General features: G+C 42.6%; 15 protein-coding genes. 9 read left to right on the top strand and 6 right to left on the bottom strand.

The genetic code is table 11. The features are described 5' to 3' along the window. The first annotated feature begins 371 nt into the window (after positions 1 to 371). On the top strand, positions 372 to 1,373 hold the full coding sequence (nadA, locus tag HGH91_RS09930) for a quinolinate synthase NadA (RefSeq protein WP_168739007.1): 1,002 nt from the start codon (positions 372 to 374) through the stop codon (positions 1,371 to 1,373). A 1,620-nt stretch (positions 1,374 to 2,993) separates the two neighbouring features. Here nadA and HGH91_RS09925 read toward each other — a convergent pair. Further along, the gene (locus HGH91_RS09925; protein ID WP_106526548.1) at positions 2,994 to 3,230 is read right to left on the bottom strand and encodes a ferrous iron transport protein A; all 237 of its coding nucleotides are present in this window, start codon (positions 3,228 to 3,230) and stop codon (positions 2,994 to 2,996) included. Between the two features lie 208 nt (positions 3,231 to 3,438). On the opposite strand from HGH91_RS09925, the gene ybeY reads away from it, so the two are divergent. The 5 genes from ybeY (at position 3,439) to HGH91_RS09900 (ending at position 9,340) form a co-directional block, all read left to right on the top strand. Further along, positions 3,439 to 3,810 carry an rRNA maturation RNase YbeY gene (ybeY, locus tag HGH91_RS09920; RefSeq protein ID WP_247651699.1) on the top strand — a complete coding sequence of 124 codons (372 nt, stop codon included), beginning with the start codon at positions 3,439 to 3,441 and terminating at the stop codon, positions 3,808 to 3,810. A gap of 879 nt (positions 3,811 to 4,689) precedes the next feature. Then, positions 4,690 to 6,558 carry a tRNA uridine-5-carboxymethylaminomethyl(34) synthesis enzyme MnmG gene (mnmG, locus tag HGH91_RS09915; protein ID WP_168738298.1) on the top strand — a complete coding sequence of 623 codons (1,869 nt, stop codon included), beginning with the start codon at positions 4,690 to 4,692 and terminating at the stop codon, positions 6,556 to 6,558. A gap of 359 nt (positions 6,559 to 6,917) precedes the next feature. Next, positions 6,918 to 7,490, top strand: a complete 573-nt coding sequence (locus HGH91_RS09910) for an RNA polymerase sigma factor (RefSeq protein ID WP_168738297.1) — start codon at positions 6,918 to 6,920, stop codon at positions 7,488 to 7,490. 8 nt (positions 7,491 to 7,498) lie between these two features. Further along, the gene (locus HGH91_RS09905) at positions 7,499 to 8,815 is read left to right on the top strand and encodes an outer membrane beta-barrel protein (protein WP_168738296.1); all 1,317 of its coding nucleotides are present in this window, start codon (positions 7,499 to 7,501) and stop codon (positions 8,813 to 8,815) included. Between the two features lie 102 nt (positions 8,816 to 8,917). Continuing rightward, positions 8,918 to 9,340 carry a hypothetical protein gene (locus HGH91_RS09900; RefSeq protein ID WP_168738295.1) on the top strand — a complete coding sequence of 141 codons (423 nt, stop codon included), beginning with the start codon at positions 8,918 to 8,920 and terminating at the stop codon, positions 9,338 to 9,340. Here HGH91_RS09900 and cls read toward each other — a convergent pair. From cls to HGH91_RS09885, 3 genes are all read right to left on the bottom strand, one after another. Further along, positions 9,335 to 10,813, bottom strand: coding sequence for a cardiolipin synthase (gene cls, locus HGH91_RS09895; RefSeq protein WP_168738294.1), 1,479 nt, complete (start codon positions 10,811 to 10,813; stop codon positions 9,335 to 9,337). The genes HGH91_RS09900 and cls overlap by 6 nt on opposite strands. A gap of 37 nt (positions 10,814 to 10,850) precedes the next feature. Beyond that, positions 10,851 to 11,804, bottom strand: a complete 954-nt coding sequence (locus HGH91_RS09890; protein ID WP_168738293.1) for a carotenoid biosynthesis protein — start codon at positions 11,802 to 11,804, stop codon at positions 10,851 to 10,853. Positions 11,805 to 11,929: 125 nt separating this feature from the next. Further along, a complete protein-coding gene (locus HGH91_RS09885; protein ID WP_168738292.1) occupies positions 11,930 to 14,071 on the bottom strand; it encodes an alpha-galactosidase in 2,142 nt (713 codons plus the stop codon). Between the two features lie 259 nt (positions 14,072 to 14,330). Between HGH91_RS09885 and HGH91_RS09880 the strand changes: the two genes are divergently transcribed. Next, the gene (locus HGH91_RS09880) at positions 14,331 to 14,873 is read left to right on the top strand and encodes a hypothetical protein (RefSeq protein WP_168738291.1); all 543 of its coding nucleotides are present in this window, start codon (positions 14,331 to 14,333) and stop codon (positions 14,871 to 14,873) included. A gap of 191 nt (positions 14,874 to 15,064) precedes the next feature. Here HGH91_RS09880 and HGH91_RS09875 read toward each other — a convergent pair whose 3' ends face one another. Beyond that, positions 15,065 to 15,832 (bottom strand): hypothetical protein, encoded by a 768-nt coding sequence (locus tag HGH91_RS09875; protein WP_168738290.1) that lies wholly within the window; start codon positions 15,830 to 15,832, stop codon positions 15,065 to 15,067. Between the two features lie 109 nt (positions 15,833 to 15,941). After that, positions 15,942 to 16,307 carry a winged helix-turn-helix transcriptional regulator gene (locus HGH91_RS09870; RefSeq protein ID WP_168738289.1) on the bottom strand — a complete coding sequence of 122 codons (366 nt, stop codon included), beginning with the start codon at positions 16,305 to 16,307 and terminating at the stop codon, positions 15,942 to 15,944. 97 nt (positions 16,308 to 16,404) lie between these two features. Here HGH91_RS09870 and HGH91_RS09865 point away from each other — a divergent pair, with 97 nt between their 5' ends. Both HGH91_RS09865 and HGH91_RS09860 read left to right on the top strand, forming a co-directional pair. Continuing rightward, entirely contained in the window at positions 16,405 to 16,977 is a 573-nt protein-coding gene (locus HGH91_RS09865) for an NAD(P)H-dependent oxidoreductase (protein WP_168738288.1), read from the top strand. 72 nt (positions 16,978 to 17,049) lie between these two features. Further along, positions 17,050 to 17,850, top strand: coding sequence for a lipid II flippase Amj family protein (locus HGH91_RS09860; protein WP_168738287.1), 801 nt, complete (start codon positions 17,050 to 17,052; stop codon positions 17,848 to 17,850). Positions 17,851 to 17,852 lie beyond the last annotated feature (2 nt).

Genomic DNA, 17,852 nt, shown 5'->3' with positions numbered 1-17,852 from the left:
GTAAAACGCAAAATAAGGTGGGAAAAGGTGCCTTTGTTCACAGGTAAAACTAATTTTGTTATTGTGGTTAAATTTACCCTTAAAAATCCAAGTGTGATTTTGTGGATAGTAAATGGCTTCTTTTAACATTTTCCTAATACACTGTTGACGAAAAAGATTTTCACGAACAACGATATCCACGTATGTGGATGAAAGTAAGAAAATCCAGTAATGACGCGGGAAGAGCATGTTAATTTCATGTGGAAAGCACAGTAAAAAGGAATAACAACTACATTTGTACAAGTGCCGGAAATTAAATTTCCACATATTCACAGCCCTAATAGTAGTGGGCTTTTTCTTTTAAATAAATAAATAAGTATATAGCTATGATTATGGAAATCGCTGAAGCGAAAAAAAATTTGCAACACAATGGATTTTTGGATATAGCAGTCGATCCTTCACTGGATTTGTTTGAAGCGATTGAAAATTTAAAAAAGAAGAAAAATGCCATTGTCCTGGCGCACTATTACCAGGAACCGGATATCCAGGATATCGCAGACTACATCGGAGACAGTTTAGGGTTGAGCCAGCAGGCCGCTCAAACCGATGCAGATATGATTGTTTTTGCTGGGGTTCACTTTATGGCGGAGACAGCGAAAATTTTGAGCCCTCAGAAAAAAGTACTGCTTCCCGACCTGAAAGCGGGGTGTTCATTGGCTGATAGTGCACCTCCTGAGCTGTTTAAGAAGTTCAGAGACCGTTACCCTGATCATATCGTGATTTCCTACATCAACTGCTCTGCGGGTATCAAGGCACTCAGCGATATCATTTGCACCAGCTCTAATGCCGAAAAAATCATCGAAAGCGTCCCTCACAATCAGCCCATCATATTTGCCCCGGACCGGAATTTAGGGGCTTATTTGATCAAAAAAACGGGTAGAGACATGGTTTTGTGGAATGGCGCCTGCATGGTACACGAAATTTTCTCGTTGGAAAAGATTACCAAACTGAAGATCCGTCACCCCAAAGCCAAAGTGATAGCGCATCCGGAGTGCGAACCTGCAGTATTGGCCATCGCGGATTACATCGGGTCCACCACCGGGCTGTTGAAGTTTAGTCATAAAGACGATGCCCAGGAATATATCGTGGTAACTGAAACGGGTATTCTTCACCAGATGCAAAAAGAAAATCCGGGTAAGACTTTTATTCCAGCTCCTCCCAACAATGCATGTGCTTGCAACGATTGTCCACATATGAAATTAAACACCCTGGAAAAGTTGTACCTGTGTATGGAGTATGAACAACCAGAAATTATGATGGAAGAAAACCTGCGAATAGCGGCTAAAAAGCCAATTGAGCGGATGTTAGAGATCAGTGCTCAAGCCGGACTTTAGCATAAGTACTTGAATATCAATTTAATTTGAATTTTATTTTGCGTTAATAAAATTGAAGAAAGTAATACGAAGGCCATGAGAATGCGATATTCTCATGGCCTTCGTATTTATATGCGAAATAATTAATTCTCAGTAAGTTATGAAGCTTTTTAGATGCTGCACGCAGGTATATACCGACGAACTTTTATGTGGATAACCTACTTTATTTAGCAATAATACTGTTAAAAAGAGTGTGAATATGTTTTTGAGGGCTGTGAGAATGCAATATTTAAAAACGCCCTTGAGTAAGTCAAGGAATTCAAAAAATTTTTAATTCTCAGCGGGCTACTATTGAGCTGACAGTGCCATATTTTAATTATTTCTGTACAATGATCTGCAGAATAACAGTATCATCTTCCTGGAGCCTATTTTCTGAAGGCCCTGACATTCTTCTATTCTTCTCTTTCCTTGGGTAATGGCGGGTCTTTTACTTTTATTAGATTGTCAGCGCTTGTTATTTTTCGTTACTAATGATTTTAATGTTAATAAGTCCATTTTAAGAACGCGTTTTTAAGTGGATATCTCTCTTTGCGCTGTGCTTTTGGCGTGTATAAACAAGGGAAATGGGGAAATAAATTCGATTTTAAAAGAGGCTCATGAGAATCAAATATTTTTCTCTGGCCTGGGGTTACCACGGAAAATTTGTTTTCATTGAATTCTCAAGGCATTCATAGTTTACTGAGAATCAAACATATCTGGGGATGTGGAAGGGGTGTTTCATTCCATTCAATTCTCAGCGTCTTCCCAATGCGCTGAGAATTGAATGAATGTTTTCAATTTTATTGATGGTGTGGATAAGTGCTTTATATCGGATTCTCATGAGACAATTAAAGCGCTGAGAATCGGATGTTTTTTGGTTGGGCTGGTAAGAGATTGATTCTTTTTTTTACAAGAATCTCAGCGGCTTTCTAGTCAGCTGAGCTTTTGCTATTCTAAAATTTTGCGGCACTACCTAGGAAAAATACATTGGTGAAAACCTCAGCCGATCAAGAGCGTGGTGAGAATCAAATATTTTTGGTGGAGCTTTGGCTACGCCGGTATATCTTATGGGAGCTTATTCTCAGTTCACTGGATAGCTGCTGAGAATCGAATATTTTTTGCCTGGCCAGTTAACTGTTCGGAGGAAAATAATTACAGGTTAATCAGTAGGCGATGAGAATGGGCTACTTTTTTATTAGCTGGCGGGGTGCCAGGATTTCAGAAAATAAGAAGATGTAAGTCGATATGTTTGGCGCTAAATTCTTCGCCTTATTATTGGAGAAAGATTTTTTGGCAGATATTAGCAATGAAGGTCTAACGAAATGAAATTTTTTGAGAAAAGTAATTGACTTGAAATGGGGGATAAGGCGCTGGTTTTTGCGCGTAAAAATTTTATTTGAAAATAAGAGAAGAAAATGGGGATAAAGACGATGAGTTTTGTAAAATGAGGCTATTTTTTCAAAAAATTTTCTTTTTTTCTTCAGAAAACGCTTAAAAATGTGGATAAAACAGGCAAAAACACCGGGAAAACGGCCAATTTTCCCGATTTTTCTTGTTTTTTTTTAAAAAATTTTTTTCGTCTGATATAAAAAAAGAGGAAAATTAGATTTCCTCCACCCAAATATGATCAGCTTCTGTTTTGCGAAGTGAGAGATTATAGCCGGCCACCATAATTGAAATGGGATCTCCCAGCGGTGCTATTTTTTCAATCTTCACTGTTTCACCTGGTACGCAACCCATTTCCATCAGTTTAATATGAAGATCGTCTTTTTCAAATTCTATGATTACTGCACTCTTTCCTGTGGTCAGGGATGACAATTTTATAATGCCTTTTTTCATTTCCTGCTTGTTAATCTGTTTAAACATAGTTCCGGCATACTGATGCTTGTACAGGCAAAGGTAGTCCTGTAAGACCAATATGTCAAAAAGAAACCTGTAGCAATCGGAAATTTCACTTTACTTTTACATCCACATAATTTTTTTAGCGTAAATGGCCATTCAATTCACCTCGCACGAGGTAAAGGATTATTTAAAGGATAAAAGGAAGTTGAAAAGCTTCCTGGTTGATCTTTTTACTGCAGAAGGACAGGGATTAAAGAGTCTGCATTTTGTATTCTGTTCTGATGCCTATTTGTTAGAGATCAATAAGCAATTTTTGCAGCATGACACTTATACAGATATCGTTACTTTTGAAATGGGCGAGGATCCAGCTGTCACCGAAGGGGAAATATATATAAGTATAGAGAGGGTGCTGGAAAATGCGGAGAAATTTAAAGTATCTATTGCCCAGGAACAGCATAGGGTTATTTTTCATGGGGCATTACACCTTTGCGGTTTTAAAGACAAAAGTAAAAAGGATGCCGCATTAATGAGAAGTAAGGAAGATGAATACCTGGGGAAATACTTTGGAGGTAAGTAGTCTTCATCAGAACAAATACATCAGAAGATGTTCCACGTGGAACATCTTTTTGTTTTTTATAGAGCGCAAGTTTTAGATCTGCCTTAATGTTCCACGTGGAACATTAAGGCAGATCTAAAGATTTATTGAAGAGGATATAGTTTGTGGATTTTGAGCTTTTGACAATGATTTGATTGGTTGTTTTGGGTGATTTGCAATTGAAGATGTTACTCTTTTTTTTCGACCAGTACCCGAATTGATGGAGGTTAGTATCGACGTGAGGAAGGGAACTGTTTCAACGAGGCGGTAAATTATATTAACCAGTAGTGTTAAGATATTTTATTCATTGCCCAAGACAGTAGTAGATACTTTCCTGGTTTAAAGATCTAATTATATAGAAAGGAAATTTCCTCCTAAACTTACCTGGTAAAAATAAAAGGTGAGAGCTGGGTTACTCCGGGAATAAAAGATTCAAAGCAATAGGCAGTAATCGCTATATATCAACTAATGAAAAACTCCGGCCTTTGTTTCGGTTATAGTAAAAGAGGTAGTTTCAAAAGGAGAAAAACGGGATTAATACCCGGGTTTCTGATCATCTCTTTTAATAGTATGTAGTATATGGGAGGAAGGAGGATGATTGTCATTAGAACTTTCACCTTGGAGGTGTTAGGGTGAATTGGTTGTTCTGGCTCTTATTTCATGCGAATTATTTTTGACCATGAAGCTCAGCAATAAATACCGAAAGCTTCCTGGTATATTTTAAAAAGATACGCATGTTCCACGTGGAACATTTAACTTATCTCAGGATATCTTCATTTCTGTATGTTCCACGTGGAACATTGTAGTTTATCCAGACAATCTCCCTTCTTCTACGTAATTTTGCACTTTCTAAAAGTTATTATGTTTCCATCGTACGATATAATTGTTGTAGGCGCAGGGCATGCCGGTTGTGAAGCTGCCGCCGCTGCCGCTAATATGGGCTCCAAGGTATTGTTGGTGACCATGAATATGCAAACTATTGCCCAGATGAGCTGTAATCCAGCCATGGGAGGGATTGCAAAAGGACAGATTGTAAGAGAAATAGATGCCCTGGGAGGATACTCCGGAATTGTTACGGATCAGTCGATGATCCAGTTCAGGATGTTGAACCGTTCTAAAGGACCTGCTATGTGGAGTCCCCGCACACAGAACGACCGTATGCTTTTTGCTGCCAAATGGAGGGAAGCCCTGGAGAAAACCCCGAACGTAGATTTCTACCAGGATATGGTGAAAGGACTCCTGGTAAAAGATGGCCGTTGTTATGGTGTAATTACCGGACTCGGTCACGAAATACAGGCAAAGGCGGTGGTATTAACCAATGGCACCTTCCTGAATGGGGTAATACATATTGGAGATAAACAGTTTGGTGGAGGTCGTGTGGCAGAAAAAGCCGCCACAGGTATCACCGAGCAATTAGTTTCCCTGGGCTTTGAAAGCGATCGTCTTAAAACAGGCACGCCTCCCCGTATTGATGGACGTAGTCTCGACTATTCCAAAATGGAAGAACAGAAAGGAGATGATGAAATTGTAGGATTCTCTTACCTGGATGTAGAACGAATTAAACCAGTTCAACAACGGAGTTGCTGGATTACATATACCAGCGAGGCAGTACATGAGATGTTACGTACCGGCTTCGACAGATCGCCCATGTTCCAGGGACGTATCCAGGGAACAGGTCCCCGCTACTGTCCAAGCATTGAAGATAAGATAAACCGCTTCGCAGAAAGAGAACGCCACCAGTTATTTGTGGAGCCGGAAGGTTGGGATACGGTGGAAATCTATGTAAATGGGTTCTCTACCTCCCTGCCTGAAGATGTACAAATGAAAGCACTTCGCCTGGTACCAGGATTTGAGAATTGCCGGATGTTCAGACCAGGTTATGCCATAGAATACGACTTTTTCCCACCTACCCAGCTGCAGTTTTCCCTGGAAACAAAGCATGTTCAGAACCTGTTCTTCGCGGGACAAATAAACGGTACTACCGGTTATGAGGAAGCCGCTTGCCAGGGTATTATGGCTGGTATCAATGCTCACCTGAAGGCAACCGAACAAGATCCTTTTATCCTGAAAAGAAGTGAAGCCTATATTGGAGTGCTTATCGATGATCTGATTAACAAAGGGACAGAAGAACCCTACCGGATGTTTACCTCCCGGGCAGAGTTCAGAACACTACTTCGCCAGGATAATGCTGATCTGCGCTTAACTGAAAGGAGCTATAAAATGGGACTCGCTAAAGAAGAAAGGATGCAGAAAGTACAGGAAAAGAAAAGCGGGGTAGAACAAATTAAACGTATCCTGAAGGAACTATCGGTAGAACCGGAAGAAATAGCGGCATTACTGGAAGCCAGATCTTCTGCTCCATTAACCCAAAAACAGAAGGCACACCAGATATTACTGCGCCCGGGTTTGGATATTTTTGCCATGAAAGAACAGGTAGCAAAAATCGGAGAGGCACTTTCCGGCTTTAACAAGGAAATATTGGAACAGGCAGAAATCCAGATCAAGTACGATGTATACATTGAAAAGGAAAATGAACTGGTACAAAAAATGAGTCAACTGGAAGACCTGGTAATTCCGGCCAACTTTGATTATGGAAAGCTGGTATCATTATCGACGGAGGCCCGGCAGAAATTTAATAAAATACGTCCTCATACTTTGGGACAGGCGAGTCGTATTAGCGGTGTAAATCCGAGCGATGTACAAATCCTGATGGTTTACATGGGACGATAAAAATATTACCTATCATTTTGAAGCGGGCAGATTGTTTTACAGTTTGCCCGCTTTTCTCTTTTTTAGGGATATATTTCAAAAAAAATAGTAAAAAAGCCGAAAAATCGGCCTTCATAAAGTGGGTAAATTTCGCATAACCGGGAGAAGCCGGATAGATGTGTTAAAAACAGGGGTGAGGTGAACTAAAGGGCTGAAAATACGTTTTTTGATGATGGATATATTTTTTGAATGAAAAGCAACCATTTTTATGCCGGGCTCGTATCATTAGTATGATTGATTTTAATAAATCAGTATCAACCATCATTTTCCCGAATAGGAAGGAACGCATTTAAAAGAAAAACGAAGGCAAGAAATTTTTTGTGCAGGATCTGACAAATATTAATGATCTCATTGCCGGTTGCTGCAAAAAAGAACGCAGCAGCCAGGAGGCGTTATACCGAAACTTCTTTGGGTATGGGCTCAGTATTTGTTTGCGGTATGCACAAAATAGAGAAGAAGCGGTGGAGATTCTTAACGATGGTTTCCTCAAAATATTTAATCATATCCAGTCATTTGATACCAGCAGGTCATTTAAAACATGGCTAGGCAAAATCATGGTTAACACGTCCATTGATTTTTTGCGTAGTAAAAAGCGGCTGATATTTATGGATGATATCAGCCAGGTTGCTGAACCCACCACGGATGAAACAACAATCGACAAGTTGTCCTATGAAGAACTGCTCCGGCATGTACAAGCATTGCCACCGGCTTATAGGACTGTCTTTAACCTATACGTGATGGAAGGGTTTCAGCACCAGGAAATAGCTGCTATGCTGCGTATCTCAGAAGGAACCTCCAAATCGAATTTATTTAAAGCGAAAAAAATACTGAAGGAGAGAATCATAAAGTCATCTATGAACATTGCAGATGGGATAGACATAAATATGCATTAGTATAAACAATGAATGACGCGTTTGAAAATAGCATCCGGAATAAGCTGAATGAAGGAGATATTCCTTTTGACCAGGATGCGTGGACTAAAATGGAATCACTGCTGGATGGCAAGCGCAAAAAACGCCCAGCCGCCTGGTGGTGGTTTGTACTATTGCCAATACTTGGAGGACTGGGTTGGTGGATGGTACAGCCGCCAAAAGAACGTAAACAACCGCAGCAAACCGCTGTGCTGGAAATCCCTAAAGAAAATGCGTCTCAACAAACCACAACAAATAAAACAATTACTACCAACAACACTACACCTGCAAATGAAAGCAGGCCATCCCAGCAACCAGGTCACGCATCAGGTGTTGATAACCATGCCTCTGCTGCTCAGCAAACCACTGGGCATATAGGTAATCCCGTGACAACCAGCGACAAAGGAAAAGCTACTGCGCCGGTTATCCATCTCCCAATACCTGATGTTGCTACCCGGCAATTGAATCAGCAAGTGATTAACCCAGTTAATCCTCTCACTAAAAAAACAGTATCAGACAACGGTATTTATAGTCCTGGTAAGGAAACCGGGCATACAGATATCACTGATGCTACACCGGCGATTTATACAGATATCCATCCGGTTAAGATAAAAAATGTTAATAACGTTAACGTATATACGAAAATTGGAGACATCCATGAAATACCTGTTAATACAGCTATTCCGGCAACGCAGGAAAATAAAGTTAACAGGAGGAAAATAAATAGTAAGGGATTATACGTAGGTGTTACACTTGGTCCTGACTTGAATGTGGCGCCTTCCATGAACTATGGAAAAGTTGGTTTCAATGCCGGCATATTGGCACATTATTATTTTAACAAACATTGGTTTGTAACTACAGGTGCGGTATATAGCAAGAAAATATATGGTGCTACTGATAAGGATTATAATATGTCCGGTTATCCCAATACCTATGGATTGGTAAAAGTAAATGCCAACTGTGATGTGCTCGATATACCGGTAAATGCGAACTATACCTTTTTAGAAGTAAAAAATAATACGGTGAGTGCCACACTGGGGCTCTCCAACTATTTTATGTTGAAAGAGAAATACCAGTATTATTACAAATATGGGCCGGAAGCCGAGAAAACAGTGGAGAATGAAAATCAGCATTACCTGGCTATCCTGAATGTAGGTGCGCTTTATCAGCATCCTGCCGGCAGGAAATTAATTATAGGTGTTCAACCTTATGCCAAAATACCACTTCGCGGAGTAGGGCTGGGCCAGGTAAAACTCTATTCCGCTGGAGTATCTCTTCAGGTTAACCTGGTAGGCAAAAAGCGCTGAACGGCGCTTTTGCTACCGTAAACAATCACCATTTTAGGTTGTTATCAATCATGGTAATGTCTGCTGCGTTCGCAGGATTATTCATGCTAAAATGTGTTGATTATGAGTAACAAAAATAAACCAGGCAAAAAGGCTACTGAATACAACGATAAAGAACAGGAAGATTTTCCGGGATATCCTGAATACCCTTCCGGAGAGGATATTATGAGCAAGCGAAACAGGGATATGGAGGTAGATGTAGACATGAATGCGCTTACCGGCTCATTCCGCCATAACAGCGAATTGCCGAGTGAAAAAAAGAAACGTGCTGAAGGGGATGATGAGCAGGAAGAAACCTGGCGTAAGGACAAAGTGGGAGATGACCTGGATGTTCCGGGATCCGAATTAGATGATGAGGAGGAAGCGATAGGGCAGGAAGATGAGGAAAATAACATTTATAGCATAGGTGGCGACCGGCACCAGGACCTGGAAGAAGACAACGGGGAATTTCTAGACTTCGATGATGAGGAAGATCGCAACTCATAGTAATGGCGTGAGCAAGCGGCATACTGCATCCATAAAACGCTTTAGCACATTACGCTTATTCCAACGGGTTTCCTGTACAGGTACAGCATACAAGAGATCTTCATCAAAGGCCCTGTTTAATTTTGCTGCTACTTCCCGGTCATATATCAGCGCACCGATTTCACAATTAAGATAAAAGCTGCGGTTATCGAAGTTTACAGAACTTACCCAGGCAAGATTATTATCTATCACCATCGTTTTAGCATGAATAAAACCACGGGTATAGAAGAATATCTTCACGCCCGCAGCCAGTAAGGGTTTTATGTATGACAGTGCCGCATGTTGTACGATATAAGAATCCCCTTTCAAGGGTAACATAAGTTGTACATCTTTACCTGCCAGCGCTGCCATTTGCAAAGCTGTCAGTAATTCTTCCGTGGGGATGAAATAAGGATTGCTGATACGAATACTCCTTTGTGCAATATTGATGGCCATCAGGATGGTTTGCATAGCTATCGGCCATTCAGAATCCGGGCCGCTGGCTACTATGTCTGTGAAACAATTGCCGGTGAGCGCTGACCGTTGGAAGAAGGGTTCCGCAAAAGGAAATATTTCTTTACTGCAATAGCGGTAGCTCATTAAGAACTGCAGCTGCAGGATATTTACAGCATCTCCTTCAATACGTAAATGCGTGTCGCGCCAAAACGTAGGGTGTTTACCGTTATTGATATAACGTTCATCCAGGTTGATGCCTCCCACGAATCCTACGGTACCATCTACCACAATTATTTTCCGGTGATTGCGGTAATTGGCATTCAGGTAGAAATCGACCAGTACCGGTGAAAAGGTGTATACACTGGCGCCCTGCTCGCGTAGTCGTTTGGGAATATCTCCTATCCGGTCGCTTCCCATATCATCGTAAATGAAGCGCACCTGTACGCCGACATTTAATTTTTCGATCAATATTTCGGTGAGCTCATTGCCGACATCATCTGCCGCTACCATATAATATTCTATATGGATATGGTGTTTAGCAGCCCTAAGGGCGCTGAATACAGCCGGAAATTTTTCTTCTCCATTAATCAGCAATTGTACCTGGTTATTCTTACTCAGTACCGATTGCCGGGTGTTTAGTAACATAGCAGAAAGTTCCTGCTTACTACCGGCCTGTTGCCGTAGCTCCAGCTGCATTTGCTCCAGTTGGGCCCGCTGGGATTCCCAGTATCGTAAAAACAATACTTCATCTTTACTACCTTTTAGGGTAAACCGTCGTCTTTTACGCAGGTCCCTGCCCAGGTAATAGTATACGATCAATCCTACAATAGGGATAAATACCAGCACCAGGATATAAGCAATCGCTTTAACAGGATTACGGTTTTCGAGGAGGATAGTAGCCACCAACCCTACAAAAATGAGGATCAACAGCACGGTACTGCCTATTTTGATATAAAGATGCCATTCGTTGCCTGTAAGGTAGCCTATCAACGTTTTCACCGGCCGTAAGAGTTTAAACAGTTAGCAAGATATATTATTAACGCGTTGGGGCTAAAATGGTTATGTTTTTCTTTTTTGTCAACATAGGCAAATGTATAGCCAAAGCGAGTACCACATTGCAGATGGAGAAAGCCGTCATATACCGGTTTTCTCCCGAAAAGCCTCCCAGGAAGAGCCAGGCAAGAAAGTACACGTGGAACCATAATGGCACTATCCATGCCGCCAGCGGGAAATAATGCGTGCCTGTTTGCTTCCTTTTGAGGTACCCAGCAATTGTCAATGAAAGGAATAGTAACAGCAATACCACCAATCGGTGTGCGCTGGTGATACCAAAATATTGTTTTAGTAAATCAGCTATTGGAAACAGTGATAGCCATAATGCTACCTGTGAAATTAAGATGGAAAGCAACGGGATAGCGGCTTTCCAGGAGGCAGTGACCAGTCGTTTTTCCAGCAGCCGTCCAAAAAGAGAATAGAAGAATACGACCAACAGCCAGCCGTAGAAATTGGCATACGGAACACCAAACCATTGTCCTGTGAGGGCTTGAGCAGATAGTCCTTTGCCCGCCCAATCCCAATGCCACATATGCAGGCGATATGCCACTACATCCATGCTCAGGTCGATATTCAGCGCTAACAGGCTATCCAGTGCCGCCGCAGCCCAAACCGGCAACCCAAAATTATCGGTAAACAAACGTGACGAATAAATGATCACTGCCCAGCCGCAGCCAATACAAAGAGGAATGTTGCGGGGTGCTGTGCCGAGCATCAACCAAAATTGTCCATAGCGATAACCGCTACTGGTAGTTACGTTCACGTATTCCAGTAGCAGACCAAAGCCCAGTCCGCCCAACAACCAGGATATGTGGCCTATGCCTTTGCCTCCGGCATGCCAGCCGCAGATCAGCAACAATACATACATACAGATTCCCGTGAGCGGAAAGCAGTATACTGGTGCATAGCCATAGGGCATATCGGAGAAAGGAAGCATGTGCCGGCATTTTGATGGGTTGAAGATAGTAAATCGGGAAGTATTATCCTGTGTGGCTGGCGTACATAAAAATGCCCTGCTTCCCCGGGGTAAAAGGGGAGGCAGGACATGCTATTTTTAGGGCCTTATTCGGCCGTTATTTCGAGGATATTGCTGGTTAATGACCGACCACCACCTGGCGCCAATTGAATGCCTTCTTTCATCAAGAAATCGCCGCTATACAGTTTATCCAGGTGAAATGGAGAGTGTGTGCCTGGAAACAGGTTGATTTCCCTGATACGGTATTGCTGCTGAGGATCGAGGCCCAGGAGCTTTACGGGCGTAAAAACATCATTTTTGCCAACGTTCATCAGGTAGTTAAAAACAATTGTTTTCTTTTGGTCGTCGCTGGTATATTGAAATACCGCCCTGTTTTCCTGGTAAGGAGAAACCAGCCGGTATAGGTTGCCATACCATACAATATTACTGATACGCCTATACGTTTCTACCGCGTCGTGGCTGAATTGCAGTTCTTTGTCATTGAAGTCGCTTACTTTAATATCATAACCTAGCTTACCCATCATAGCCACATCTGTACGGAACTTGAGCGACTGATGGCCCCAGTTGGTAACGTGTGCTGCCATGGTATTGGATGGAAAGAAGTGGGAATACCCGTACTGGATATAAATTCTTTCAAGCCCATCGGTATTATCACTTGGCCAGAATTCCGTAAAGTATTTCAGGGCACCGTAGTCGGTACGTCCACCGCCGCCGGAGCAAAGCATGATAGGCAGGTGTGGGTATTTAGCTCTTACCCTTTCGAACACTTTATATAGACTACGGGTATATTCTATAAAGAGATGTGATTGTTTTTCTTTCAGATAGGGGGAGTAGGTATTGGTGAGCAGACGGTTGCAATCCCATTTAATATAGGCGATTCCCGGATTTTCGGACATGGTTTTATCCACCACGCCAAATACAAAGTCCTGTACTGCCGGGTTGGTGAGGTCCAGTACCATCTGGTTGCGGTAATAGTTTTCTGCGCGGTTAGGGAGGCGGAGTATCCAGTCGGGGTGTTTGGTATACAGTTCACTCTTGGGATTTACCATTTCTGGTTCCAGCCAGATACCGAATTTAATGCCCTGTTTTTCAGCTTCTTTTACGAGGTAGCCGAGTCCATGGGGGAGTTTGGCTGTATTGGGTTCCCAGTCGCCCAGGCCGGCGTTATCCTCGTTGCGCGGAAATTTATTGGCAAACCAGCCGTCGTCGAGGAGGAACAGATCTACTCCCAGTTGTTTGGCGCCGCCAAAGAGGCCTGTAAGACGTTGTTCGTTGAAGTCCATGCCAGTGGCTTCCCAGTTATTGAGAAGGGTAAGCCGGGGTCCATGTCCATCCAGTATACCATAGTTCAGTGCCCAGTGTTGAAAGTTACGGCTGGCTTGTCCTTTTCCTTTATCTGATAAAGTGAAGATAAAAGCAGGTGTTGTAAACACTTCCGCCGGTTTTAGCGTATAGTCGCTGGCGTAAGGATTGATGCCGGCGTTGATATGCAGGGCATTGTGTTCATCTACCTCAAAGCCGAATTTAAAATTACCGGTCCAGGCGAGGGTTCCGGCCAGCACTGTTCCATTTTCCTCCCTGGTAGGCTGATCTAAGGACAACAGGAACATAGGGGATTGGTACATGTTGGCGCGGGTTCCCAGTTTGCTGTCCAGTATTTTCATGCCGGCAGTGAGGTATTGTTCCTGCATGTTTACTTCTTTGGCCCAATCGCCGTGGAATTGGGTTAGCCAGTATTTTTCAGCATTTATATGCAGCATGGAAGAGGCGTAGGCGGTGAGGAGAATTGGTTTTTTCTCGTTATGCTTTATCTCCGTCCATGCTTTGATAATATCTTCCTTATCATACGCCTCAAAATGGAGGATAACTGTTACGGGGTATACAGGATCCTGGAGCGTAATGGTGGTAGCTGTAACGTTGGGGGCAGTTGGCGCTGAGGTATGAGAAATATATTTCAGTTCCAGGGACGGGTTCCCATCGTTGTGTACCACGCGGATGGCAGGATCGAGGAGGCTTTCCATACCAGCGGTGATGTAGGCTTCCTGTTGTTTTTTTACCAGGGTATCGGCATATTCGGGGCGGAGCTGTGGCCCGAAATATTGTTGTACCAGGCGCCCCTCCTGGTTTACGTGGTAAACAAGGCTGATGTTGTGGGTGGTAATGCGGATGTTCTGTGCGGATATCCTGACAGACAACAGGAGCAGGCCTATAGCCAATAGTTTTTTCATACCAGATTATTTATCTACGAGGAATAAGCGTACAAAATACAAATAAAAGGGAATGTTGTATAGCGGTATTTATATGTTGTTGTTGGTGCTGGTGTCTGTTGTGATAACGGGCATGACCAGGCGCCTGGTAGCTACCAACCCGGTAAAAAGTCTTAGTGTAGAATAAGGCCAATAAGCCATCCCGGTTGTTGTTGAAAGAAAAAAATGACTGTTAAGATTTGATTAACAGTTTGTGCTTTTTTTTATAGTTGTTTTGGGTATGAATTTTAACCCGAAGAAATTGTTTGTCATTGTTGGTTACCCACACATAGGCAAGACAAAGACGCTGCAACAAATATTTCTAAGAAGATTATTCTTCCCCTTTAAGCAACCCATTCATGCGCCTTCCCTGGGAGATGCGCCCTTTATTGTTGTTAATAATTCCGATACTAACCATCGTTCAGATGATCAGCTGGCGCGAATAAGATCGGCATTGCATTTTCATACAGAAACGGATACATCTTTCCTGATTCCGGCCAGCCTTGTATTTGATGATGGGATTAGAGATATAAAGGAGATACTGGCGTATTTGAACCGGTCGGGGCTGGATGTTCACTACCTGGTACTCAGGAATAGCTGGTTCGATAAGCGGATTATTAGCGATGGTGATTTATTGTTGCTGGAACAACATGTAGATAGAGGAACCATCCATATATTGGATCGGTTGGTAACACAATCGAAATTACGTTTTGATGAGCGGGTGAAGGAAATAGAGGCGTTAATGCGGACTGTGTTGGAGAGTAGGGTGCGATACTGCGAATGACACCAGGATGATAAAGGGCGGTAGGTGTGTAGCGTAGTATCTGTACACTACATAAAGTGCTTCATTGCATTTTATTTTGAGGGGTTGTGGTTGTCGCCTGGGAGGGCGGCAACCTTTTTTGGAAGTGATATCTCAGGCGGATATTACCGAAGTGTTTGTTCTGTAATATCCCCGCTATCATATGCTGATTATCAGAAAAGGGAGCTCAGGTTATAACTGATTCCCAGTAGTACCTGGAGTGCTTTGCTCTTATCATGTAAAGGTTGGTAAGTGCCTGTTGACTGGTAAAGGGAATTGAAATAATATTGGCTGCCCAACATAATTTCGAGGTTTTTAGCTACCTCGAGACGAGCATTCAGATGTGCGCCAAAGAGGAATTGCTGTGCATCGCCTTTTGTTTCGAAGAAGCCACCAATGGCCTCTCCTGAACTGGCATTGTTGAGCACTACATAATTTGAGATCTTTTTAGCGACCAGGTAACTGACAACAGGTCCGGTTTGTAAGGAAAGTTTACCAAAGCTGTAAGAAACGTTTAAAGGCCGGGAAGTGAGATAAGTAAGTTTGGTATTACCATATTTGGAGGTCAGGTCGCTGAGATTAAAATCATTTTTATAGAATGATTGTGAAATATGGGTATCATAATCATACCTGATCTGGCTGACGCCCAGTGAAAGGGAAATCTTCCAGTTATGGCAAAAAGTCTTTCCTGCTTCAACGTCTAGGTAAAAGCCTGGTTGGGTCCTGGTAACAGATTTAGAAGTAGTGACCATTAGAGGGTTGGCTGTATTGTTGACACTGATAAAGCCTGGGATAAGAAAGCCATTAACAATAACAATCTGGTTATCAAAATTGGGAAGCAGGCTAAGGTTGCCGCCAGCGTTTACTTTCAGGTCGATCTTTTGCGCAAAGGCATAGGCAGGTAATACTATTGCGGCAAGTAGGTAAAGAAGGGATTTCATTGTTCTTTTCCGGAAAAGTAGTGAAATACTTTCTTCCCAAGAAGAAAGTTCGGTGTTTACTTATCGTGTGCGATTTTGCCTACTCTTATTTCAATAGGAAAAGAGACGGTTATTGTTTATCGAACAACGCTTTGTGCTTTTTACCCCAGATTTCCAGTTGTTGAATGACAGGGGTTAGTTCATGTCCAATAGGTGTTAATTCGTACTCCACGCGCACGGGCACTTCTGCAAAAATGGTTCTGGTGATTAACCCCTTTTCTTCCATTTTGCGCAGCTCTAGTGTCAACATCCGATCTGTGATGGTAGGCAGCTTTTTCTTCAGGGTGGCAAAACGCATTTTCCCGGCGCCGAGGTAGCAGCAGATGGCCACCGTCCATTGCCCGTTGATCAGGTTGGAAGCATATATTTCCGGGCATTCTGCCTCCAGCATGCGTTTGTTTTCATCGTGAGTCGATGTTGATTTTATTTTGCTCATACTTACACTTTTGTTAGCTCCATACATTGGGCTTCCATGCCCGATTTCAGCGGCAACTTAAATATTTTTGCACAGAGTTAAAAATAGATAGCAAGATATGAGCAAGATATTGGTGATAGTGATTCATCCGGATATGGAAACATCGGTAGTAAACAAAAAATGGACAGCCGCATTGCAGCAATATCCCGATAAATACCGGGTGCATGATTTATATGCGGCTTATCCATCCGGTGAAATAGATGTTCAAAAGGAGCAGGCATTATTGGAACAGCATGAGACCATTGTTTTCCAGTTTCCGTTTTACTGGTTTAATTGTCCCCCGCTGCTAAAAAAATGGCTGGATGAGGTACTTACCCATGGCTGGGCATATGGCAGTAAGAGCGGATATAAAATGAAGGAGAAAAAGGTGGCGCTGGCCATTTCTGTTGGCATTGATGAGCAGGACTATACTGCTGACGGTAAGTACAAGTACACGTTAAACGAGCTAACCACCCCTTTTGAAATCACCTTCCGGTATGTACTGGCAGATTACCAGCCATTGTTTGCTTTCTATGGGCTGGAACATCGTGCCACCACCGAGAGGATTGAAAAGAGCCTGGAAATGTACCTGGCTTTTATGGAGACATTTCACTGCACAGCAGCTGAAGTATGTAAGGAGCATAGCAGCTGACCGTAAGACTAGTCTTTCTTTTGAAGGTTGGGGTGGAAGTAGTAATTTTAAGAGGCCTCACAAAAATTACTTATGTCTACCCAGATTATCTTCGTTCTTATTCTCACATTGCTGATAAACCTGATCACTACCTTGTCATATGCGGTACGGATTGTAGGCGTCAGAACAGGAAGAATAGCGATTACTTTTTCATTGTTTAACATATTGGTTTTATTCTCCCGTACGGCAAATACGTTGCAGGCGCCTTTATTGGCGAAAACGGTGGAGCAGGATCTGCAGCAGCACGTATCATCCAATATGCTGGTATTCAGGTATATTATTTTATCCTGTACAGTAGGATCTGTTTTGGGCGCTTTTTTGATACCTACTTTTCAGCGATTATTATCCGGGGCAGTAGCTCATTTCAGCGTCCATAAGTCTATACCCCGGCTATTTTACCTGGGATTTTCGGGAGCGGGCATGCTGTTTATAAAAGAAACTCTGAAGATGCCTTCCCGGGAGCATTTACTGGAGTTGCCAGATCAGCGTAATTTTCCCTGGCGTATTTTTTTATATAACCTGGTGGCAACAGCTGTTATCACCATTTCAGTTTTATCCTGTGTATATGCGGCCTATCTGAACCCTTCCTATAGAACGACCGCCAGTAATTTATCCGGCGTCATTAATGGGGTGGCAACGGTATTGATGGCGTTATTTATTGATCCGCATTTATCCATTCTTACAGATGATGTTGTATTGGGAAAGCTGGCGGAAAGTTCTTTCCGGAAGTATATCAGCTATATGGTGCTGGCCAGGGTGGGTGGGACTTTACTTGCGCAGCTACTGTTCCTGCCATGTGCACAATTGATTGCTTTTCTGGCGGAAAAAGTATAGAC

This window comes from Chitinophaga eiseniae, assembly GCF_012641265.1.
Classification (GTDB): domain Bacteria; phylum Bacteroidota; class Bacteroidia; order Chitinophagales; family Chitinophagaceae; genus Chitinophaga; species Chitinophaga eiseniae_A.
The sequence above is the reverse complement of the archived record's forward strand: the minus strand, read 5'-3'. Positions and strand labels throughout refer to the sequence as shown.